Source organism: Paraburkholderia sp., from assembly GCF_035948235.1.
In the GTDB taxonomy this organism is placed as follows: Bacteria; Pseudomonadota; Gammaproteobacteria; order Burkholderiales; family Burkholderiaceae; genus Paraburkholderia.
This window is the reverse complement of sequence record NZ_DASZJJ010000064.1, coordinates 1-22,103: the sequence shown is the minus strand read 5'-3', so window position 1 is coordinate 22,103 and position 22,103 is coordinate 1. Positions and strand designations below refer to the sequence as shown.

16 protein-coding genes are annotated in these 22,103 nt (G+C 63.8%); 12 read left to right on the top strand and 4 right to left on the bottom strand.

Annotated features, from left to right (window positions below; genetic code table 11):
- Nucleotides 1-443 precede the first annotated feature (443 nt).
- Both VG320_RS04230 and VG320_RS04225 read right to left on the bottom strand, forming a co-directional pair.
- Nucleotides 444-998, bottom strand: coding sequence for a DUF3455 domain-containing protein (locus tag VG320_RS04230; RefSeq protein ID WP_327198895.1), 555 nt, complete (start codon nt 996-998; stop codon nt 444-446).
- An 885-nt stretch (nt 999-1,883) separates the two neighbouring features.
- Nucleotides 1,884-2,909 (bottom strand): LacI family DNA-binding transcriptional regulator, encoded by a 1,026-nt coding sequence (locus tag VG320_RS04225; RefSeq protein WP_327198894.1) that lies wholly within the window; start codon nt 2,907-2,909, stop codon nt 1,884-1,886.
- 233 nt (nt 2,910-3,142) lie between these two features.
- Here VG320_RS04225 and VG320_RS04220 point away from each other — a divergent pair, with 233 nt between their 5' ends.
- The 11 genes from VG320_RS04220 (at nt 3,143) to VG320_RS04170 (ending at nt 17,012) form a co-directional block, all read left to right on the top strand.
- Entirely contained in the window at nt 3,143-4,045 is a 903-nt protein-coding gene (locus VG320_RS04220; protein ID WP_327198893.1) for an SMP-30/gluconolactonase/LRE family protein, read from the top strand.
- Nucleotides 4,046-4,068: 23 nt separating this feature from the next.
- On the top strand, nt 4,069-5,535 hold the full coding sequence (locus VG320_RS04215; RefSeq protein ID WP_327198892.1) for an NAD-dependent succinate-semialdehyde dehydrogenase: 1,467 nt from the start codon (nt 4,069-4,071) through the stop codon (nt 5,533-5,535).
- 164 nt (nt 5,536-5,699) lie between these two features.
- Entirely contained in the window at nt 5,700-7,448 is a 1,749-nt protein-coding gene (locus tag VG320_RS04210; protein WP_327198891.1) for a solute:sodium symporter family transporter, read from the top strand.
- Nucleotides 7,449-7,520: 72 nt separating this feature from the next.
- The gene (locus VG320_RS04205; protein WP_327198890.1) at nt 7,521-9,560 is read left to right on the top strand and encodes an alpha-glucosidase; all 2,040 of its coding nucleotides are present in this window, start codon (nt 7,521-7,523) and stop codon (nt 9,558-9,560) included.
- A complete protein-coding gene (locus tag VG320_RS04200; protein WP_327198889.1) occupies nt 9,557-10,381 on the top strand; it encodes a TSUP family transporter in 825 nt (274 codons plus the stop codon). Before VG320_RS04205 ends, VG320_RS04200 begins: the two co-directional genes overlap by 4 nt.
- Before the next feature lie 5 nt (nt 10,382-10,386).
- Nucleotides 10,387-12,129 carry an IlvD/Edd family dehydratase gene (locus VG320_RS04195; RefSeq protein WP_327198888.1) on the top strand — a complete coding sequence of 581 codons (1,743 nt, stop codon included), beginning with the start codon at nt 10,387-10,389 and terminating at the stop codon, nt 12,127-12,129.
- 29 nt (nt 12,130-12,158) lie between these two features.
- A complete protein-coding gene (locus VG320_RS04190; protein WP_327198887.1) occupies nt 12,159-12,980 on the top strand; it encodes an HpcH/HpaI aldolase family protein in 822 nt (273 codons plus the stop codon).
- Nucleotides 12,981-12,982: 2 nt separating this feature from the next.
- Entirely contained in the window at nt 12,983-13,855 is an 873-nt protein-coding gene (locus tag VG320_RS04185) for an aldose 1-epimerase (RefSeq protein WP_327198886.1), read from the top strand.
- Between the two features lie 17 nt (nt 13,856-13,872).
- The gene (locus tag VG320_RS04180) at nt 13,873-14,667 is read left to right on the top strand and encodes an SDR family oxidoreductase (RefSeq protein WP_327198885.1); all 795 of its coding nucleotides are present in this window, start codon (nt 13,873-13,875) and stop codon (nt 14,665-14,667) included.
- A gap of 70 nt (nt 14,668-14,737) precedes the next feature.
- The gene (locus tag VG320_RS04175; protein WP_327198884.1) at nt 14,738-15,850 is read left to right on the top strand and encodes a porin; all 1,113 of its coding nucleotides are present in this window, start codon (nt 14,738-14,740) and stop codon (nt 15,848-15,850) included.
- Between the two features lie 49 nt (nt 15,851-15,899).
- Nucleotides 15,900-17,012, top strand: coding sequence for a Gfo/Idh/MocA family oxidoreductase (locus VG320_RS04170; RefSeq protein WP_327198883.1), 1,113 nt, complete (start codon nt 15,900-15,902; stop codon nt 17,010-17,012).
- 216 nt (nt 17,013-17,228) lie between these two features.
- On the opposite strand, the gene VG320_RS04165 is transcribed toward VG320_RS04170, so the two are convergent.
- The gene (locus tag VG320_RS04165; RefSeq protein ID WP_327198896.1) at nt 17,229-18,170 is read right to left on the bottom strand and encodes a response regulator transcription factor; all 942 of its coding nucleotides are present in this window, start codon (nt 18,168-18,170) and stop codon (nt 17,229-17,231) included.
- 28 nt (nt 18,171-18,198) lie between these two features.
- The gene (locus VG320_RS04160; RefSeq protein ID WP_327198882.1) at nt 18,199-21,618 is read right to left on the bottom strand and encodes a hybrid sensor histidine kinase/response regulator; all 3,420 of its coding nucleotides are present in this window, start codon (nt 21,616-21,618) and stop codon (nt 18,199-18,201) included.
- A 183-nt stretch (nt 21,619-21,801) separates the two neighbouring features.
- Between VG320_RS04160 and VG320_RS04155 the strand changes: the two genes are divergently transcribed.
- Nucleotides 21,802-22,103, top strand: a 302-nt coding sequence (locus tag VG320_RS04155) for a transporter substrate-binding protein (protein ID WP_327198881.1), incomplete at its 3' end; no start/stop codon positions are given.

The window sequence follows — 22,103 nt, the reverse complement described above, 5'->3', positions numbered from 1 at the left end:
TGTTTGCCCATCTGAAATTGATACGATAACGAAATAGCCGCCCCGTGCTGTGGCGTCGCTCGCGCCGAGGCGTCCGACCGCCTGCTTGCGGTCGACCTGTGCCCAACAAAGCGCAACAAAAGAACAGCCTTTCGCAAATTTATGGACGTCGATCAAGCGCGAAAGCTTGAAAAGTTCGACCGTGCCTCACTGCCAAACACTGCCGCCGCGCCTGTCCGATTTTCAAGAGTGTCATCGATTCCAATCGCGAGGTCGATCGTCGCTTCCTGGCCAACTACCCACGCTTCGCCCCAATGTCGATCCAGTGCACACCCTCAGCGCTCTTCGTTATGGACTTTTCAGTCAACCAGCACCGCGTGCGATTTGGCTCTCAGGATGAATGCGCCCGCAACACCACAAGTGCCGTGACACGGCCACACAGTACACATGCGCTCCTACCGCGTTCATTCGAGGAACACATATTCCGCGATATAGGGGCTACGCCCTTCCTCGCCCTCCTGCACGCAGGCTTGCGCGGGGGCCGCGCCACCGTGCGTCGCAAGCCGCTGCACGTAGCGCACCTTGCTCAGTAGACCCGGACCGCCCGCATTGGTGGAAGAGAGGAGCAGCATTGGGATCGCGGAGTCGTCGTCGGGATTGGCGGTGTGCTGCAGCAGCTTGCCAGTGATCCGGCTGCCGTCAGGCGCTTCCCACGACGGCCCTGCGCCGTGCCTGACGACGAGCTGACCGGAGGCGTCGTAGAGATCGGCTTGCGGCGCCTGGAAGGTCCACGCCAGTTGATTAGCGGCGTCGCGCCTGCATACGTAGATCTGTACCCCTGATGCCTTGAGCGAGGCCACCACGTGGGTCACACCAGCGGGCTGCAGCGCGCCAGGTATTGGCGCCTGGGCTTGGGCCGACGAAAACGCCACGCTGCTGGCCAGCGCAGTGGCGATCGTAATTGCGCGCTGCTTTGCAAGGCGGACGCTACCGCAGCCTCTGCGAGTCGATTGGGTCATGCGCGTTGTCCCCCGATGAATGTCCCAGTTTGCGAGCCGATCATACCGGCAAACCGCTGCGAGACGCGGGCGCCGCCGCGCCCTCAGCCAATTTGTGCATCCCCTAGCCGTCGGAACTCCAGCCCTCGCTGCCGACCCCGTGATGGACGAAAAGAGCCCCTCGGGGTTGCTCACCATCACAGGCCCCCACAGATTAGTGAGAATTGCGACTAACGGTCAGCAACTACCCTGGCAGGCGAGTGACATCCGCGAGCCGGTTAGCGACCAGGTGCCGAATTTCGCCTTCGCAATGCCACACACCGTAATCGGCGAGCAGGGCAGAGCCCAGCGTCTCGCGGTGGAACTTCTCAAGTATGGATTCCAGTTGGCCGCGGCAGGCCGCTGGCGGACCATCACAACGCGGAAAGCCCTTCGCCGGAACAGAAAAATCAGCGTTTTGGCGCGACGGGCAGCAAGGCGCAGACGTCGGAGCACCCCCGGCCGCAACGCGCCAGCAGTGCAGCGTGGGCTCGCCCAAACGCCTGTCAATTGCAGTTCGCTGCAACTCTCTCTTTCAGCGCTTCACGTTTAAACAAGCCTCCAACCGGCATAGACTTCAAGCTGGATCGATGAGGCGCATTCCGCGCATTTCACGAGTGCGGAGTATCCGGTTATGAAAATCTTGACACTGGCAGTTCTGGCGACTGCGGTGGTATGTGGCGCTGCCCATGCCTCGACGTTGACTACGGCCGATAGCAGCGATCAGCAAGCGGCACAATTAAAAGCGCCGCAATGCGATTCCGTATCCTTCGCGACGAGCGGCGCGAAAAATCGCAAGGCGTGCCGCCGCGAATTCGCTCGCGAAGCGCGCCCCACGGTGCAAACCGCACCGCTGAGCGCATCCGACTACGCCTCCTGAACCGGCACGTCCTGAACCGGCGCGGCCAGCGTGCTGGCCCGCACGACCAGTTCGAAGCCCACATCGACGATTCTTGGCGCTATCTCCGCAGCCGGCTGTTCTGCGCGCTCGATGAGTTCCTGCGCGATGCGCAGGCCGATTTCGGTGGCACGCGGCTGGATCGTCGTGAGGGGCGGAACGCACTCCTCGCTAAACGGCAGATCGCCGAAACCGGCCACGCGCAACTGGTGCGGCACCACCATGCCGCGCCGTTGCGCCTCGAACAGCACGCCCAGCGCAATAACGTCGTTAGAACAGGCGATGGCATCCACTTCGGGCAAGCTTTCCAGCAACTCAGCCAGCGCGTGTGATCCCGCCTTGGGCGACGCGTCGCCAGCCACGTCCTTCACCTGCACCTGAATGCCTGCATCCTGCATGGCCCGCGAAAATCCCTCGCAGCGCTGCCGCGCGCGGACGTCGCTGTCCATACGTGCGCCGATGAACGCTACGCGCCGCGCGCCAATCTCCACCATATGCCGCGCCATCGCTTCGCCCGCTGCGTGGTGCGAAAACCCGACCTGCAAGTCAAAAGGCTGCTCGCCAAGATCCCACATTTCCGCGACTGGAGCGCGCGCCGAACGCAACAGCGTGCGCGTTTCGTCGTCGTGGCGGCAGCCCGTGACGACCAGCGCCGTCGGCGACCAGGACAGGAAAGTGCGCACGATGTCCGCCTCGCGGCCGGGCAGATAGTCGGTCGCCCCCAGCAGTAACTGGTAGCCGTGGCGATCGAACTCCTTCTGCATCGCCGCCACCGTCGCCGCGAAGAAGGCATTGCCGAGCGATGGCACCACCACGCCGATGGCCCGCGTACGCGCCGCCGCAAGGCTTCCCGCCAGCAGATTGGGCACGTAGCCGAGCACTTCGATGGCCTGTTTGATGCGCGGGGCGATGCGCGGCGACACCGCCTCCGGGTTGCGCAAAAACAGTGAGACTGAGCTGGCTGACACTCGGGCGCGCGCGGCAACGTCGTCCATCGTGACGCGGTTGGTGCTGCGGCGCGAGCGCGGCGCCCTGGCTGTCTGAGACATAGGCTGCAAGCGATCAGAAAGGCAAGCGCCCAACGGGCGCGGGAACCTTCATTGTAAGGGCCGCAGCGCAACGAGTCATCCTCTCCGCACTAACCCTGGTATTGTCTTTAAAAATAATAGCGCTATTATTTCGCAGCGCTGCGATTTTTCGAAACGCGACCTGAACAGCTTCTGCGACCATGTCCTCTTCCGATTTCCATTGCGTTCTGGATGCCCGTGCCCAGCTTGGCGAATGCCCGCGCTGGGACGAGCGCGAACGCGTGCTGTACTGGGTTGATATCCTCCGGCCGGCGCTGCACCGTTTCGACCCTGCAACCGGCGCCGATCAGGTCTTCGAGCTGCCCGAACATATCGGCTGCTTCTCGTTGCGCGAAGGCGGCGGCTTTATAGCGGGTCTGCGCAGCGGCATCTGGACGCTGGATGCGTCGGCGCGCCCGGTGGCCCAACTGGCCGCCAATCCCGAAGACGTGCGCACGAGCCGCTTCAACGATGGGCGTTGCGATGCCGCGGGGCGCTTCTTCGCAGGCACGATCGACGAGCCGAAGGCGGGCGGCAATGCACACCTTTATCGCTACGACGACGGGTGCAACGGCGGCAATCTGCAGGCATTGAGCCGCGGCCTGCTGACGTCGAACGGGCTGGCTTTCAGCCCCGACGGCCGCTGGCTCTATCACTCCGATACCCCCAACTTCACGATTTACCGCCGCGCCTATGACGCCGCGAGCGGCCTGTGCGGCGAGTCCGCAGTCTGGGCGCGTATCGAGCCAACCGCAGAGGATCGCGGTCGCCCGGACGGCGCAGCCGTCGACGCCGAAGGCTACTACTGGAGCGCCTTCTACGAAGGCTCGCGGGTGGTGCGCTTCGCGCCCGACGGAACCGTCGACGCCGTGTATCCCGTGCCGGTGACCTGTCCCACCATGTGCGCGTTCGGCGGCGACGATCTGCGCACGCTCTACATCACGACCGCGCGCGCGGGCCGCAGCGCCGAGGAATTGGAGCGCCAGCCCCACGCCGGCGGCCTGTTTGCGATGCGAACCGACGTGCCAGGACTTGCCGAGCCGCGCTGGCGCGAATCTGCCTGACTTCACTCTCGACGGACCCCGACATGCCTGATCTGAAAGACCCCACACTGCTTCGCAACCGTTGCCTGATTGGCGGCGAATGGCGCGCGGCGCACGACAGCCGCACTTTCGACGTGCTCGATCCCGCCACGGGCGCGCTGATCGGCAACGTGCCGTCGATGACGGCGGTGGAAACGCGTGAAGCGATTGCCGCCGCGCAAGCGGCACTGCCACAGTGGAGCGCACTGACGGCCAAGGCGCGCGCGACGCTTCTGCGCAAATGGCACGACCTGATGCTCGAACATCAGGACGATCTCGCCCTGCTGATGACCGCCGAGCAGGGCAAGCCGCTCGCCGAGGCCAAAGGCGAAATCGCCTTCGCTGCGAGTTTCGTCGAATGGTTCGCTGAAGAAGCGCGGCGCGTCGATGGCGACGTAATCGCGACGCCCGCGAACGATCGTCGTCTCGTCACGATTCGTCAGCCGGTGGGCGTTTGCGCGGCCATCACGCCGTGGAACTTCCCGGCCGCGATGATCACGCGCAAGGCCGGCCCGGCGCTCGCCGCGGGCTGCACGATGGTGCTCAAGCCGGCCTCGCAGACGCCGTTTTCGGCGCTCGCGCTGGCGGCGCTGGCCGAACGCGCGGGCATTCCCGCAGGCGTGTTCAACGTCGTCACCGGCGACCCGCAGCCGATCGCCGAGGAACTGACCGGCAATCCGGTCGTGCGCAAGCTGTCGTTCACGGGCTCCACGGGCATCGGCGCGCGTCTGATGGAGCAGGGCGCACGCCATATCCAGAAGATGTCGCTCGAACTGGGCGGCAACGCGCCGTTCATCGTGTTCAATGACGCCGATCTGGACGCCGCCATTGAAGGCGCGCTGATCTCGAAGTACCGCAACGCCGGACAAACCTGCGTGTGCGCCAACCGCTTCTACGTGCAGGGCGGCGTCTATGAAGCCTTCGTCGACAAGCTCGCGACGCGTGTGCAGGCACTGCGTTGCGGCGACGGCCGCGAACCGTCAACGCAGATCGGCCCGCTGATCGACGCCCGCGCCTTGAGCAAGGTGAGCGAACTGGTGGTGGACGCCCGCGCGCAAGGCGCCAATGTGCTATGCGGCGGCGAAGCGCTCGCGCTTAACGGCGACGGCGTCGCGCGCCACTACGCGCCCACGGTGCTGACCGACGTGACGCCGTCGATGCGCGTCGCGCGCGAGGAGATCTTCGGACCGGTCGCGCCCGTCATGCGCTTCACCGACGAACAGGACGTGATCGCGCTGGCCAACGACACGGAATACGGCCTCGCCAGCTACTTCTACACGAAGGACATGGCGCGGGTGTGGCGTGTTGCGGAGGCGCTGGAGTTCGGCATGGTCGGCATCAATACCGGGCTGATTTCCACCGCGGAAGCGCCGTTTGGCGGTGTCAAGCAGTCGGGCCTTGGGCGCGAAGGCTCGAAGTACGGTATCGACGAGTATCAGGAAATGAAATACCTGTGCATGCAGGTCGCCTGAGCATCCAGACCGATTTCGCACCACATCGGCAGGCTCTGACGATCGCACAGAAATCGCAGCGCTGCGAAAAAGCGCTGACGCCAGACTGGACGAACTGAAGCGGCGGCATAGCACTGCCGGTCCTGCGCGCACAGCGCAGACCACCTCAAAGAGACGAGGAGACAATGACTTTCACCATACTAAGCTTTGCGTTTTTCACCGCGCTCGTCGGCTTCGTGTCGTATCTGTTCACGCGCCGCGCGAAGGATCACGGTGCACGCGGCTACTTCATGGCCAGTGGCGGCCTCACGGGCTGGTTTATCGCGGGCTCGATGATGCTGACCAATCTGTCCGCGGAGCAGATGGTCGGCCTGAACGGCGACGCCTACGCGCACAACATGTCGGCGATGGCGTGGGAATGCACGGCCGCAATCGCTACCGTCGCGCTTGCGATGTTCTTCCTGCCGCGCTATCTGCGCGGTGGTTTCTCGACGCTGCCGCAGTTTCTTGAAGAGCGTTTCGATTCGACCACGCGCCGTGTGGTCAGCGCATTCTTCGTGATCGGCTACATGCTGGTGGCGAATCCGTCGGGTCTGTATCTCGGCGCGATTACCTTCAATCAGGTGTTTGGCGTGCAGGCGCTGCTCGGCACGTCGTACGCCAGCACGATCACGATTCTGGTGTGGATGTCGGGGATCATCGGTGCGCTGTATGCGATTTTTGGCGGGCTGCGCGCGGTGGCGGTGTCGGACACGATCAACGGCGTCGGCCTGCTGGTCGCCGGTCTGATGGTGCCCGTGCTCGGCCTGTTCGCGCTGGGCCACGGTAATTTTCTGGCAGGCGTGCATACGATCGCCACGCAGGCGCCCGAGAAGCTCTCCGCCATCGGCGGCCCGCACGACTCCGTGCCGTTTGGCACCTTGTTTACGGGGATGATCTTCGCGAACCTGTTCTACTGGTGTACCAACCAGGCGATCGTGCAGCGCACCTTTGCGGCCAAGAGCCTTGCCGAAGGGCAGAAGGGCGTGCTGCTTTCGGGTCTCATGAAGCTGCTCGTGCCGCTGATCATGATGCTGCCCGGCGTGGTGGCGTTCCATCTCTACGCCTCGCACCCCCTTGGCCGTCCCGATCTCGCGTATCCGCAACTGGTCACCGACGTGCTGCCCTGGTGGGCGAAAGGTTTCTTCATCGCGGTGCTGTTCGGCACGGTGATGAGCCACTTCAACGCCGTCATCAACAGCACGGCCACGCTGATCGCCTTCGACTTCTATCGCGTGTGGCGTCCGCAGGCCAGCGACGAAAAGCTGATCCGCGTGGGCAAGACGGCGAGCGTCGTGATCGCGGTGGTGTCGCTGCTCGTCGCGCCGCTGCTGATGTACGCGCCGGACGGCATCTATACGGTGATGCGCCGCTTCACCGGCTTCTACAACATCCCAATCATCGCTGTCGTGCTGGTGGGTTTCTTCAGCAAGAAGATCGGTGCTTTCCCGGCCAAGATGGTCCTGCTGCTGCACGTGATCGTGTACACGCTCGGCATTCTGGTGTTTCAGGTGGACAAGCTGCTCGGCATCAACTTCATCCACATCATGGGCATTCTGTTCGTCTGCGAAGTGACGCTGATGGTCGTGCTGGGTATGCGCCACCAGCGCGCCAAGGCCTACGAACCGCAGCAGCGTCAAACCGGCGATCTCACACCATGGCGTCACGCCAGCACGATGAGCGTGTTTCTGATCGCGATGCTCGTGAGCATCTACCTGACGCTTTCGCCGATCGGCGTGGCGCGGCAAGGCGGCGTGACGCTCCAGTACCAGATTCTGATGGTGGCGACATGGTGTGTCGCGATCGGGCTGATGGTGCTGTTCCGGCGCAGGGCGTCGGCGGGCAGGCGCGAACTCGCGTGGACCCAGACGCCGAGCGAGTCGAACGGACATTGATCGAACTGCAGCAACGCAACGCGCACTACAACGCAACACAACGCACTACAACGCAATAGCAAGGTAAAGCTGATGAACTGGCACACAGACGCGGGCGGCAAGCTCGTTTTCAGCGCGGCTGGCCGCACGCTCTTCGAACACGCGCCGCACGCGCCTGCGGTTTTCGTGGGGCACGGCGTCGAAACGATCGACATGTATCGCGGCAACTTTGACATCAGCGATTACGTCGAAGAGCGCGTCGCGCTGCGCGACGCTCGTATTACGCCGCTGGAAGAGGGAAGTGCGCGCATCGAGCTGGCGCGCGATGCGCAGGCCGCGCCCGAACTGACCTTCATCGCGCGTGAATCCGCGCACGGCGTGACCTTTGCCGTTTCGGCTGCGAACAGCACGATCAACCGCGTGTGGTGGCGCGTGCCCGCGCAACCCGACGAATGCGTGTGGGGCTGCGGCGAGCAGATGTCGTATTTCAATCTTCGCGGCCGCAACTTTCCGCTGTGGACCTCCGAACCCGGCGTGGGGCGCGACAAGAGCACCCATCTGACCTGGCAGGCCGACACCACATCGAAATCGGGCGGTGACTACTACAACACGAACTATCCGCAGCCGACCTTCGTTTCGTCGCAGAAGTACTGCCTGCATGCGCAAACGACGGCCTATGCGGACTTCGATTTCCGTCACGACGATCGGCACGAACTGCAATTCTGGGCGGTGCCGGAGCAGCTCGAATTCACGTTCGCCGACGACTTCGTCACGCTGGTCGAGCGTATTTCGCAGTGCTTCGGCCGCCAGCCCGCGTTGCCCGCGTGGGTGCTGGACGGTGCGATCCTCGGTCTGAAGAATGGCCGCGAGCATGCGCAAACCATCATGGAGCAAAGCCGCGCCGCCGGCCTCAAAGTGAGCGGTCTGTGGTGCGAGGACTGGGTCGGCATTCGCCAGACTTCGTTCGGCAAACGGTTGTTCTGGAACTGGCGCTGGAACGACGTGCGCTATCCGGAGCACGCGCAATGGGTCAAGCAGCTCAACGCCGATGGCGTGCGCTTTCTGGGCTACGTCAATCCGTATCTGTGCAACGACGGCGTGCTGTATGTCGAAGCGAAGCAGGCCGGTTATCTGGCGACGCGCGCGGACGGCAGCGATTACCTCGTTGATTTCGGCGAGTTCGATTGCGGCGTGGTGGACTTCACGAATCCCGATGCGGCGCGCTGGTTCGAAGATCGCGTGATCCGCGACGAGATGCTGAACAAGGGCCTTGACGGCTGGATGGCCGACTTCGGCGAATACTTGCCGACGGACGTGACGCTCGCCAACGGCATCGACGCGAAGCTGATGCACAACGCGTGGCCGACGCTCTGGGCGCAGGTGAACGCAAGCGCGATCGAGCGCGCGGGCCGCACGGGCGATGCGGTGTTCTTCATGCGCGCGGGCTATACGGGCGTGCAGGCGCATTGCCCGCTGTTGTGGGCGGGCGACCAGTCGGTCGACTTCACGCGCCATGACGGCTTGCAGACGGTGATCTGCGGGGCGTTGTCGTCGGGTCTGCTCGGCAATGCGTATCACCATAGCGATATCGGCGGCTATACCAGCCTGTTCGGCAATACGCGCACGCCTGAGCTGTTTCAGCGCTGGGCCGAAATGGCCGCCTTCACGCCGATGATGCGCACACACGAAGGCAATCGCCCCGACGACAACTTCCAGTTCTGGCAGGACCCGGGCGTGCTTGCGCACTTCGCGCGCATGACACGCGTGTTCGTGGGACTCAAATCCTATGTACAAGGGCTAGTCGATGAAGCGGGCGCGCGTGGTTTGCCGTTGCAGCGTCCGCTGTTCCTGCATTACGAAGACGACGCAGAAACCTATGCTATTCAGGATCACTATCTTTATGGTCGCGATCTGCTCGTAGCGCCGGTTCATGCGGCAGGCGCTTCGCAATGGCGCGTGTATCTGCCCAAAGGCGATGCCTGGATTCATCTCTGGAGCGGCGTGCAATACGAAGGCGGGCAGCACGTGGAGATTGCTGCGCCTATCGGCGAGCCGCCGGTTTTCGTTCGCCAGGGCGCGGCGCGCGAGCAGCAATTGCTCGACCTGCGCACGCTTGCGGGAGCCGCGCAGTGAGTTCGGGCGCAATTCTGCATCACCTGCTGTTCGCTGCGTGCGTGGCGACCGCGACCTTCACGCAAAGCCTCACGGGCTTCGCGTTCGGGCTCGTGCTGCTGGGCCTTGTCGCCGTGTTTCATCTGGCGCCGTTGCCGGTTGCGGCGAACGTCGTCACGGTGATGGTGCTCGCGAACGCGGCGCTGCTCGTGCGCGCCGTGCCCGCCTTGCCGCGCCGCCTGCTGGCGCCGTCCTACGGCAGCAGCCTTGTGGGCGTAGCGATTGGCGCGTGCCTGCTGGCCTGGCTGTCCGACAACGCCATCGGCATCGTGCGCTTTGCGCTCGGCGTGGCGATTCTCGCGTGCAGTCTGCTGCTGGTGGTGCAGTCGAAGCCGCGTGCGCAGGTCGCCTCGCCGGGCACGTTCGCCTTTTATGGCTGCATTTCCGGCGTGATGGGCGGTGTGTTCGCAAGCGCGGGTCCGCCGATGGTGTTCCATCTCTACCGGCAACCGCTCGACCGCGTGGTCGTGCGCGACACGCTGGTCCTGCTGTTCGCCGTCAACGCGGTGCTGCGTCTGATCATCGTGCTGGCTCAAGGGCGCTTCGACGCCGCATCCCTGGCCCTCAGCGCGGAGGCATTGCCCGTCGTGCTCACCGTGACGCGGCTCGCGCGCCGCTATCCGCCCGACTGGTCGCCTACTGCGGTTCGACGCGTCGTGTTCGTGCTGCTGGCCATCGCGGGATCGAGCCTCGTCGCGCCCGCCATCACCGGCGGCGTAAGCGGCACGGCGCACGCCAAAACCAGCGTCGCCTCTCATCAACTTCGTATTCTCACGGCGTGAATATCGTGCAAAAGAAGCTCAAGCAACTCAGCGAACTGCGCAGCCAGCGCTGGCTGGCCCCCGACGACATGCGTTCCTTCGCGCATCGTCAGCGCCTTCAGCAAATGGGGCTGCGCCGTGAAGAATTCATGTCGCGTCCCGTGATCGGCATCATCAACACGTGGAGCGATCTCTCGCCGTGTCACGCGCATCTGCGCGAGCGCGCCGAGGCGGTCAAGCGCGGCATTCTGCAGGCGGGCGGCATGCCCTTCGAACTCCCGGCGATGTCGCTGGGCGAAGTCATGGTCAAGCCGACCACGATGATCTACCGCAATTTCCTCGCGATGGAAACGGAGGAACTGCTGCGCTCGCTGCCAATCGACGGCGCGGTGCTGATGGGTGGCTGCGACAAGACCACGCCGGGCCTGCTGATGGGCGCGCTATCGGCCGATTTGCCGTGCATCTTCGTGCCGGCCGGGCCGATGCTCAGCGACCGCCATCGCGGCCAGGCCGTCGGCGCGGGCACGCATACGAAGAAGTTCTGGGACGAATACGTGGCGGGCAATATCGAGCAGCCCGAGTGGATCTCGCTCGAAGCGCGCATGACGCGTGCGCCCGGCACCTGCAACACCATGGGCACGGCCAGCACCATGACGTCGATCGTCGAGGCGATGGGCTTCACGCTGCCTGGCGCGACCAGCATTCCTGCGATGGATTCATCGCATACGCGCATGTGTTCGACGAGCGGCGAGCGCATCGTCGGCATGGTGTGGGAAGACTTGAAGCCGAGCCGTTTCTTCAATCGTCAGTCGGTCGAGAACGGCGTCGTCACGTATATGGCGCTGGGCGGTTCGACCAACGCCGCGATCCACACGATTGCGATTGCGGGGCGCGGGAACGTGCCGTTGACGCTCGACGATATCGCGCGCATCGGCAAGAACGTGCCCGTGCTTGCCGATGTGTTCCCGTCGGGCAAACGCCTGATGGAAGACTTCTATTACGCGGGTGGCGTTCCGGCGTTGCTCAGCGGCGTGAAGGAATACCTGACGCTCGACAGCATGACCGTGACGGGCGAAACGCTCGGCCAGAACATTGCGCGTTTCGAATCCGGCATGCGCCCGCAGGGCGAAGATGCAATTCGACCGCTGACCGATCCCGTCAGCGAACGCGGCGCGCTGGGCGTGCTGCGCGGCAATCTCGCGCCCAACGGCGCTGTCATCAAGCCGAGCGCGGCCAGCCCGCATCTCATGAAGCACCGCGGCCGCGCGCTCGTATTCGATTCGGTGGCGGAAATGAACGCGCGCATTCACGCGCCCGAACTCGATGTCGACGCCGATACCGTGCTCGTGCTGCGTGGCGGCGGTCCGATCGGCGCGCCCGGTATGCCTGAGTGGGGCAATCTGCCGATTCCGAAAAAGCTGCTGGCGGCCGGCGTTCGCGACATGGTGCGAATCTCGGACGCGCGCATGAGCGGCACGCACTACGGCACCTGCGTATTGCACGTCTCGCCAGAAGCGGCTGCAGGCGGACCGCTCGCGCTGATTCGCACGGGCGACCTGATCGAGCTCGACGTGGAAGCGGGCAAGCTCGACGTCCTGCTCTCCGACGAAGAACTCGCGCAGCGCCGCGAGAGCTGGCGTGCACCGGCGCCGCCGCGCAAGCGCGGCTATATCCGCCTCTATGTCGAGCAGGTTTCGCAGGCCGATAAAGGTTGCGACTTCGACTTCTTGACAGGTTTTGAAGAGCCAGTCGAACCGGCAATCTTCTGAATACAGGACACTTAAAAATGGTCACCAGAATGAAACAGGATCCGCTGCGCAACGCCTTTCGCGACGCACTCCAGCACAAGGAAGGCGCGGCGATGCGCAAGAAGCCCCTCGGCACCTGGCTGATGTCCGGCTCGGTTGGGCCGGCCGAAGCATTCGGCCACGCGGGCTTCGACTGGCTGTTGATCGACATGGAGCACGCGCCGCTCGAGTTCACCGACGTGCTGCACATGCTGCAAGCCGTCGATTGCGGTGGCGCTGCGCCCATCGTGCGTCTCGCGCGCAACGATGCGACGCTTGCCAAGCGCGCGCTCGACATGGGCGCGCCCACGCTCATGTTCCCGTATGTGCAAAGCCCGGAAGAAGCGCGCGCCGCGGTGGCGTCCGCTAAATTTCCGCCGCTGGGCACGCGCGGTTTCGCGGCGATGCATCGCGCGAGCCGCTACGGCACATGGAGCGAGTTTGGCGCCCGCGCGAACGAGGCAACCATGTGCATCGTGCAACTGGAAACGCCGGAAGCCGTGGCACAACTCGAAGCGATTGCCGCCGTGCCGGGCGTCGATGCGCTGTTCGTAGGACCAGGCGATCTGTCCGCCGCGATGGGCAAGATCGGCAATCTCGCCGATGCGGGTGTGCGCGAAATGATCGCCGACTGCGCGCGCCGCGCGAACGCCATCGGCATGCCAGTCGGCATTGTCGGGCCGACGCCCGCGATGGTGCGCGAGTTCATGGAAATGGGCTACGACTACGTCGCCATTGCCTCGGACATGGGCATGATGATGCGCCAGGCTAACGCATTTATCGCCGAACTCGATCAGGTGGAAGCCAACGCCAACGCGGGCGGCCCGTACTGACCATGACTGGCTCGACGGAACTGTTCGCGCTGGGCAACGACGCCTGGCAGGTGCAGGTGGCGCCTTCGCTGGGCGGCGCGATTGTCGATGCGCGCTGGCATGGCCGGGATGTGCTGCGGCCAACGCCCGCTGCCGAACTGGCGGCGCGTAATGTCCGTAAAACGGCGTGCTACCCGCTCGTGCCGTTTTCTAATCGCATTGCGTTCGGCGAGTTTGCCTTCGGCGGTGCGCAGTACACGCTCGTGAAAAATCTCGCCGATATGCAGCACGCGATTCACGGCGTGGGCTTTCAGCAGGCGTGGTCGGTCGGCGAGAGCGATGGCCAGTCCATCTGGATGCAGATCGTGCATACGCCTGATGCGCGCTGGCCGTTCGCGTTCGAAGCGCAGCAGTCGATGGCGATTGAAGGCGATACGTTGACGCTTGGCATGCGCATCCAGAATACGCATAGCGAGGCTGCGCCCTGCGGAGCAGGCTGGCATCCGTTCTTTCCGCTCGACACTCAGGCGGGCGAGACGCATCTGCGCACCACGTGGACGTCGATGCTGGTGAGCGATGCCGACGATCTGCCGTGCGCGCGGGTCGATCCGATGAATTTCGGCGCGCTGGACCACACGGTGGTCGATAACTGTTTTACGGGCTGGAGCGGCCAGGCGCAGATCGACACGCCGCATCATCGGATCGCTATCGAGGCGAGCGACTCGCTGGGCTGCGCCGTGCTGTTCAGGCCTGCGAGGCAGGCATTTTTCGCTTTCGAACCGGTCAGCCACGCCAACAACGCGTTACACGGCAACGATCCGCCGATGCAGGTGCTCGCGCCTGGCGAGGCGCTCGAAGCACGCGTGTGCATCACGGTGCACGCGCTCACGAAATAAATGAAAAGGACATCAAGATGAAATCGACCCAGGCAATTTACCCGGCGCTCGCTGGTCAGGTGGTGTTCGTGTCGGGCGGCGCATCGGGCATCGGCGAAGCGATCGTCGAGGCCTTCTGGCAGCAGGGCGCAAAAGTGGCGTTCTGCGATCTCGACGAGACCGCTGGCCACGCCTTGTGCGAGCGCCTTGGCGATGCGGCCGAGGGCCGCTTCAAACCATGGTTCGCCCGCTGCGACGTGCGCGATATCGAGGCTTACCGCACGGTGCTCGACGATGCGGCGCAAGCGCTCGGCGCGATCCGTACGCTCGTGAACAACGCGGGGCGCGATACGCGCCACGCGCTCGACGAGCTTTCCGTCGAAACGTGGAACGAGATGCTCGCCGTGAATCTCACGCACCATGTATTCGCCACGCAGCGCGTCGCGCCAGGCATGAAGGCGATGGGCGGCGGCTCGATCATCAATCTCGGCTCGATTTCGTGGCTGCGCGGCCGCCCCAACCTGATCGGCTACACGGCATCGAAGGCGGCGATTTCGGGCATCACGCGCACGCTGGCGCGCGAACTCGGTGATGGTGGCATTCGCGTGAACGCGGTGCTGCCGGGCGCAGTCGTGACGCCGCGCCAAACGGCGTTGTGGCGCGACGCGGCTTCCGATCAACAGTTTCTCGACTTGCAGTGCCTGAAGTTCAGAGTCGAGCCGTCACATATTGCGGACTCCGTATTGTTTCTCGCCAGTCCACAGGCGGGGGCGATCACGGGCCAGAATCTTCTCGTCGATGCAGGGTTGGCGCAGGTGTCAGTGGTGGGATAGACGGGCGGAACACGCTCGCGTGCATCATTAGAAGAACTATTAAAACCAAAGCAAACTTGGAGACGTTCTGATGTTTTACGCGAAGAAGCGCCCGGCAACGGGCGCGTGGGCACGTTCGTGCCTGCGAAACGGAACGGCGCTCGCCGCGCTGGTGGCGGCGGGCAATTCGGCCGGCTGGGCGCAATCGACGCTCACGCTTTACGGCATCGTCGATTCGGCCGTTCAATACGGCAAGTTCAACGACACTGTCAGCCCGACGGCGATGGCGGCCAGCGGCAACCTGCAGGCCTCGCGGTTCGGTTTTCGCGGCAGCGAGGATCTGGGCGGCGGCTATCGTGCGAATTTCCAGCTCGAAACGGGCTTCAACACCTATACGGGTGTGGGCGGCGGCTCGACGCTGTTCAATCGCGGCGCTTCGGTAGGGCTGTCCAGCACGAAGTACGGCAGCGTCGATGCGGGCCTGATGTACCTGCCGATCTACTGGGTGTTTCTGGCCTCGGACGTGGCGACTTACGGGCTGTCGAACCCCGCCGCGATCATGTCGCTGGAGCATACAGTGACACTCGGCAAGTCGGGCACGGGCGGCTTTTATCCCAACGCCGTGCGCTACCGCACGCCCAATTTCAATGGCCTCACGGGCGAAATCGGTTATTCGTTCGGTGCGCAGAATGTATCCGGGCAGACCGCCGATGGCCGCAATATCGGCATGAATGTCATGTATCAGCGCTTTGGCATGATGCTCGGCTATGGTTTCAACCGCTATCAGTATTACGCCAATACGAGCACCTTCACGCCGTCGTCGCAATTGACGCAGGTGTTTGCCGCGACCTATGCCTATAGCGGCAATTTCATCGGCGCCAACTATATCTATTCGAAACGCACGGATGCGGCCAACTGGTTTGCGTCGGCGTTCCTGGTCAACGCGAAGATTCCCGCAGGCCCCGGCGATATCGAGCTAGGCGTCGCGCGGCGCATCGAAAACGCCAACGCACGCGCGATGGCCTACAACGCGGGCTATGTGTATTTCCTCTCGAAACGTACCCAGCTTTACGGCTACGCGTCGATGATCACCAACAACAGCCATTCTAATCAGGGCTTCGCGCTGCTGAATTCGACGTACTCCACCGTGACGCCGGGCTTCGACCCGTGGGCCGTCACCGTGGGCTTGCGCACGTCCTTCTGAAGTAGTTCTTGTGCGGCTTCGCACAGCCATTTCGCCTAACGGAGATTCCATGACTGAGCCTTTGAGATACGGCATTATCGGTGCCGGCATGATGGGACAGGAGCACATTCGCAACATCGCGTTGCTGCCGAACGCGGTCGTCACGGCGATCGCCGATCCTCACGCTGAATCGGTCGCATCGGCCATCAAGACCCTTGGGCGCGAAGTGAATGTGTTTGCCGATCATCGTGATCTGCTCGAAAGCCGGGTCTGCGATGTGCTCGTGGTCGCCACGCCGAACGACACGCATCGCGCGGTGCTCGAAGACATCTTCGTTGCGCCGACGGCGTTTCCCACGCTGATCGAGAAGCCGCTTTGCACGACGATCGAGGACTGCCGGCAATTGGCGGAAGCCGCAAAAGGGCACAAGGCGCCGCTGTGGGTGGGCATGGAGTATCGCTACATGCCGCCGCTCACGGCGATGATCGACGAAATCGCCGCGGATCGCATCGGCGCGCTGAAGATGTTTTCGATCCGCGAGCATCGACACCCGTTTCTGAACAAGGTCGGCGACTGGAATCGTTTTTCGGCGCGCACAGGCGGCACACTCGTCGAAAAGTGCTGTCACTTTTTCGATCTGATGCGGCTTGTCGTGGACGACGAAGCGGTGCGTGTGTTCGCTTCGGGCGCCGCCGATGTGAATCATCGCGACGAACGTTATGACGGACAAGTGCCCGATATGATCGACAATGCTTACGTCATCGTCGAGTTCAGGAGCGGCAAGCGGGCCTCGCTCGATCTGTGCATGTTTGCGGATGGTGCCTATTGGCAGGAGGAGTTCGCGGCGGTGGGTGACAAGGGCAAGGTGGAGTGCTTTGTGCCCGGCGCGGGCAAGCATTGGCCGGGGCTCGGCGAGCGCCAGGCCGAACTGGTCGTGAGCCCGCGCGAGCCGAAGGGCCCCGTGCGCCGCACGGTCGAAGTGGACGAAAAGCTGCTCAAGCTTGGCGCACATCACGGCTCGACGTATTTCGAGCATCTTGGCTTCCAGCAATCGGTGCGGGAAGGCGCGCCTGTCAAGGTGACGGTCGAGGATGGGCTGAAGGCCGTCGTGATCGGGCTGGCCGCTGAGAAGTCGATTCGGGAAAAGCGCATGGTTGAAATCGAGGGGACGTCGCTGCGTTGATCCTCGTCTGGCAACCGACAGATTGATACGGTTGCTGCCACTGCGGTACCTGACGTGAGACCTCGCGGCGGCAGTCACCCGGCCGCCGCCACCGCAAAACGGCGGCCAGATGAGCACTTCTGGTACTCGGACTCCCCGCGCAACGACGTCCTCAACGGTGCATGACCGCGCAGCATTGAAGGCACGTACAACGGCAAGCCACGCCTGCTACGCGAGTCAAGACCGATCCAGCGCCTTTATCGTCAGCGCAGCCGCAGCGGCGCGCGTTTCCACGTGAAGCTTGCTGAACAGGTGTTCGAGGTGCTTGTTCACTGTTCGCGGGGCCATGCCAAGGATGTCGCCGATGTCGCGATTGGCTTTGCCGCGCGAAACCCATAACAGCACTTCGGCCTCGCGTGCCGTCAGGGCAAAGCGGCTCGCGAGCGTATTGCGGTGCACGTGGTCGTCGATTTCGGTGAGGACCATCATCCATTCGCCCGGTTGGAGCGCAGGCGTCACGCTTGCCGTGCGTCGCACGTGTCCCGAGACGATCTCGTGGACGGCATCGGCGGGGCATCCGCGTGCGAGCCAGTCGACGAACCAGCTACGCAAGAGCGGTGGCAAGGCAGGGGGCATCGCCGTCATCGCCGCGCCATCCGTGTCATCGGTCGGGTAGGCAGCGATCAGCCGAGCCGCATGCGGGCTTTGCCAATGGATGGCTCCGTCAGCGCCCACCACCAGCGCCGCGCGCGCATCGATCGACAGCGCTGCCTGCGCATAGAGCTGCGAACGCGAACGCTGCACATGGGCACCGATTCGCGCACACACTTCCTCCGGCCGGACCGGCTTCGTCACATAATCAACGCCGCCCACGCGAAAGGCACGAACCACGTGTTCACTTTCCGTCAGCGCCGTCATGAAAATCACGGGCAGATGTTCGTGGCGCAGGTCCTGTTTCAGGCTGCTGCAGGTTTCGAAGCCGTCCATGCCAGGCATCATCGCGTCGAGCAACACGACATCGGGTGTGACGCGCGCGAGGCGCTTGAGTGCATCTTCGCCCGAGAGCGCGACCAGCACCGCGTAGCCGTTCGCCTGCAGCGTATGGGAGAGAAACGCGAGATTGTCGGGGGTATCGTCGACGATCAACACGACGGGACGGTGGCCGCCCCACGCTGGCATCGCGTCTGTGCGGCTCAAGCTGGATACGTCACGCGCCGTCGGCGCGTCCAAGCAGGTCGAGTTCATGCTCAAGCTCCCTAAGCTGAAAGCGTTCCGCCAATTCCCGCAAGACATCGATCTGTTGCTGCAGGGCGGGCCACGTCGCGCGCGTCGCGTCGAGTTGTTCGATCACGCCTTCGACGTAGCCGACGTCGAGATGCGCGCGCAGGCGTTCGACTACCGCCTTTGGCCAGACGGCAGGCGGGACGTTCGTCGTTCCTGGCAGTGTGGGTATCGAGAGGTCGGATGCAATCCAGTCGAGTTCCAGCAACTGCGCGAGTTTGTCGACGAGCAGGCTGACCTGGAGCGGCTTGACCAGATAGCCCGCGCAACCGGTGGCGCTCGCGCGCTCGCGGTCGTCGGCGAATGCGTTGGCGGACAGCAGCAAAATGGGCGCGCTCGACAACTGGTTTTCCCGAATCAGCCGGCTGGTTTCGTAGCCGTCAAGCAGCGGCATGGAAATATCCATGATGATCGCGTCCGCCGTGTGGGTGGCGAGCCAGCGCAACGCGTCGGTGCCGCTCGCGGCTTCCGCGACTTCGAAGCCGAGCGGCGTCAGCAACTCCACGACGATGCCGCGATGATCGGCGAAATCGTCGACCACCAGAATCGCGCGACGCGGCCCCGTGTAGCCGCGAATCGCCGCCAGTTCGGTCGGTGCGGCGGCGCCGCTCTCGACCGCGGGCGCGAACAGGCGCACCACGAAGCGCGTGCCGCGCCCAACCTCGCTGTCCACTTCCAGGCTGCCGCCAAGCGCCTGGGTCAGCAGACGGCAGATCGTGAGGCCGAGGCCCGCGCCGCGATCGTGCGCATGGGCGGCCTCGCCGCGTTCGAAGGGTAGAAACAGGCGCTCCATTTCCGCCGATGGAATGCCGGGACCGGTATCGGCGACTTCGAATTTGAGCGTGTCGAGCACGTGGCTCACACGCAGTGTGACGGTGCCGCTGGACGTGAAGCGGATCGCGTTGCCGATCAGGTTGGTGAGAATCTGGCCCATGCATTTCTGGTCGGTGCGCACGGTAGCGGGCAGGCGGCCAACCGTTTGCACATCGAAGGCGAGTGCTTTCTCCAGCGCCTGCGGCCGCAGCATCGATGTGACGTGCGCGACGAAATCCGCCAGCGGCACTTTCGCGATATTCAATTGCAGCTTGCCGGCCTCGATACGCGCGACGTCAAGCAGGCCGTCGACAAGCGCCAGTAGATGCTCGCCGCTGCGATGGATCGTGCGTACCGCGTTGTAGCGCGTGGGCGTGAGTTCCTCCTTCGCCTGAAGCAGCAATTGCGCGTAGCCGAGAATGCTGTTCAGCGGCGTACGCAATTCATGGCTCAAGCCGGAAACGTAGCGGCTCTTGGCCTGATTCGCCGATTCGGCGGCGGCGGTCGCGCGCTTGAGCGCGGCATCGGTTTTCTGGTGCGCGTCGATCTCGAGCATCAACAGTTCGTTTTGCCGCTGCGACTCTTCCTGCGTGACTCGCCGGCTCTCGCGCTCCAGCACGAACCACCACGCCGCGATGCAGCCCACGAGCGAGAGCGCGAGAAAGATCTTCAGGAAGCTGCTCCCGAGTGCATGGCCGATCGACGCATCGGTGGCGGCTATCGACGTCGCGCTTTGCGACCAGATCAGATAAAGCACGCTCGACAGTACGGCGAGCATCGCCAGCACCAGGCTCGCGTAATGAATCAGGCGCAATGCGCCCGGACCGAGCCGCGCGCCTGGCAACACGCGGTGCAGCGCGCGGTCGGCTTGCGAAACGAAGCGCGCGTGCGGCTTGCAGCGGTCGTGGCAACGCGAGTCGAGCGAGCAGCACAGCGAGCAGATGGTGCCGCCGTAGGCCGGGCAGTGAGCGGTGTCGTCGGGCTCGAAGCTGTTTTCGCAGATCGCGCAGCGCAGCGAGGTCGCGTCGCCGGTGGGTTGCGCTTCGCGCGCGATGTAATAGCGTCCGCGCGTGGCGATGGCGAGCACGGGCGCGCACGCAAACGCCACGCCAAAGGCAACGAACGACGACATCGCCTTGGCGAGCACGCCGAACAGGCCGCTATGCGCGAGCATGGCAACGGCCGCCGCGATCAGCATCGCGCCCACGCCGACGGGATTCACGTCGTAGAGATGCGCGCGCTTGAATTCGATATGGCGCGGGCTATAGCCGAGCGGCTTGTTGATGACGAGATCGGCGAACAGCGCGCCCACCCACGCAATCGCGATGTTCGCGTAGAGCGACAGCACCTTGCCGATCGCGTCGAACACACCCATTTCCACTAGCAGCAACGCGATCATCACATTGAACACGAGCCAGACGACGCGCCCGGGATGACTGTGAGTGAGGCGCGCAAAAAAATTCGACCACGCGAGCGAGCCGGCATACGCGTTGGTCACGTTGATCTTCAATTGCGAGACGATGACGAACAGCGTCATCGCGGGCAGTGCCCAGCCTGCGAACCCGAGCGGGTCGAGCAACAGGTGATAGGCGACGAGATACATCTGCGTGGGCTGCGTCGCGTGGCTCGCATCGACTTCGTACTGGAGCGCGACGAAGGCGAGAAACGCGCCGCCCAGCATCTTGAGCACGCCCGGCACGATCCATCCAGGTCCCGCCGCGAGCAACGCCAGCCACCAGCGTGTGCGGTTCTTCGCCGTGAGCGGCGGCAGGAAGCGCAGATAGTCCACCTGCTCGCCCACTTGAACGATCAGCGCGAACACGACCGTGGAGGCCTGTCCGAAAGCAATCAGGCTGAATGCGCGGCCTTGCGGCGCGAAGCCCGCGAAAGTGGTCCATTGCGCGACCAGATCAGGGTGATGCCACAACACCGCCGCATAGGGCAGCACCAGCAACACGAGCCAGAGCGGTTGCGTCCAGCTTTGCAGGCGATTGATCAGCGTGATGCCGAACATGACGATCGGTATCACGACGAGCGAACTCACCACATAGGCGATCGCCAGCGATAGATGGAAATAGAGCTGCAGCGCGAGCGCCATGATGGCCGCTTCGAGCGCGAAAAAAATAAACGTGAACATCGCGTACAGCAGCGAGGTGACCGTCGAGCCGATATAGCCGAAGCCCGCGCCGCGCGTGAGCAGATCCATGTCCACGCCGTAGCGCGCTGCGTAATAGCTGATCGGCAGGCTCGTGAGCCAGATCAGCACGGACACGGCCGCAATGGCCCAGAACGCGTTCGTAAAGCCGTAGTTCACGACAAGACTGCCGCCGATGGCCTCCAGCACCAGAAACGACACCGCGCCAATCGCCGTATTGGCGACGCGCAATTCCGACCAGCGCCGGAACGAGCGCGGCGTAAAGCGCAGCGCGTAGTCCTCCAGGGTCTCGTCGCCGACCCACGCGTTGTAGTCGCGGCGCACCTTGACGATGCGTTGCGTGCTGGGCGCGCCCGCTGTCGGGTGGCTCTGGGGCATGGGAATGGTCCGTGTTGGTGCGCAGGCGGCAAGACCGGGATGCGATGCAAATTACATTCCAGTCCATGCGTCGGGAATACGTCAATCGACGTATTTCGATCGCCGTTTTGGCTTTCTACATTGCGTCCAACACTCGACCCAGCCCGCTGCGACCCGCGCCGGGCACCCGATAAGGAGAACGTGATGTCCGCAGACGATCGATTCGATGACGATGCCCAGATGCCTTCGCTGCTGCGCCGGAAAATGCTCGGCGGTCTCGCTGCCGCGCCGTTGATGGCGCTGGGCCTGCCGCGCGGCGCGTTTGCGCAGACGCCGCCCACGGCGAAGGTGAACACCACGGGCCTCGCGGTGACGGACACCACGGTGACGGTCGGCCAGCTCCATTCGGCCACGGGCACGATGGCGATTTCCGAAACCGGCTCGATCCAGGCCGAGCGCCTTGCCATTGAGCAGATCAACGCCATGGGCGGCGTGCTTGGCCGCAA

Coding starts and splice junctions, on each gene's coding strand:
- VG320_RS04230 (WP_327198895.1), bottom strand. CDS start 998: ATGACCCAATCGACTCGCAGAGGCTGCGGTAGCGTCCGCCTTGCAAAG.
- VG320_RS04225 (WP_327198894.1), bottom strand. CDS start 2,909: ATGGACGACGTTGCCGCGCGCGCCCGAGTGTCAGCCAGCTCAGTCTCA.
- VG320_RS04220 (WP_327198893.1), top strand. CDS start 3,143: ATGTCCTCTTCCGATTTCCATTGCGTTCTGGATGCCCGTGCCCAGCTT.
- VG320_RS04215 (WP_327198892.1), top strand. CDS start 4,069: ATGCCTGATCTGAAAGACCCCACACTGCTTCGCAACCGTTGCCTGATT.
- VG320_RS04210 (WP_327198891.1), top strand. CDS start 5,700: ATGACTTTCACCATACTAAGCTTTGCGTTTTTCACCGCGCTCGTCGGC.
- VG320_RS04205 (WP_327198890.1), top strand. CDS start 7,521: ATGAACTGGCACACAGACGCGGGCGGCAAGCTCGTTTTCAGCGCGGCT.
- VG320_RS04190 (WP_327198887.1), top strand. CDS start 12,159: ATGAAACAGGATCCGCTGCGCAACGCCTTTCGCGACGCACTCCAGCAC.
- VG320_RS04185 (WP_327198886.1), top strand. CDS start 12,983: ATGACTGGCTCGACGGAACTGTTCGCGCTGGGCAACGACGCCTGGCAG.
- VG320_RS04180 (WP_327198885.1), top strand. CDS start 13,873: ATGAAATCGACCCAGGCAATTTACCCGGCGCTCGCTGGTCAGGTGGTG.
- VG320_RS04175 (WP_327198884.1), top strand. CDS start 14,738: ATGTTTTACGCGAAGAAGCGCCCGGCAACGGGCGCGTGGGCACGTTCG.
- VG320_RS04170 (WP_327198883.1), top strand. CDS start 15,900: ATGACTGAGCCTTTGAGATACGGCATTATCGGTGCCGGCATGATGGGA.
- VG320_RS04165 (WP_327198896.1), bottom strand. CDS start 18,170: ATGCCAGCGTGGGGCGGCCACCGTCCCGTCGTGTTGATCGTCGACGAT.
- VG320_RS04160 (WP_327198882.1), bottom strand. CDS start 21,618: ATGCCCCAGAGCCACCCGACAGCGGGCGCGCCCAGCACGCAACGCATC.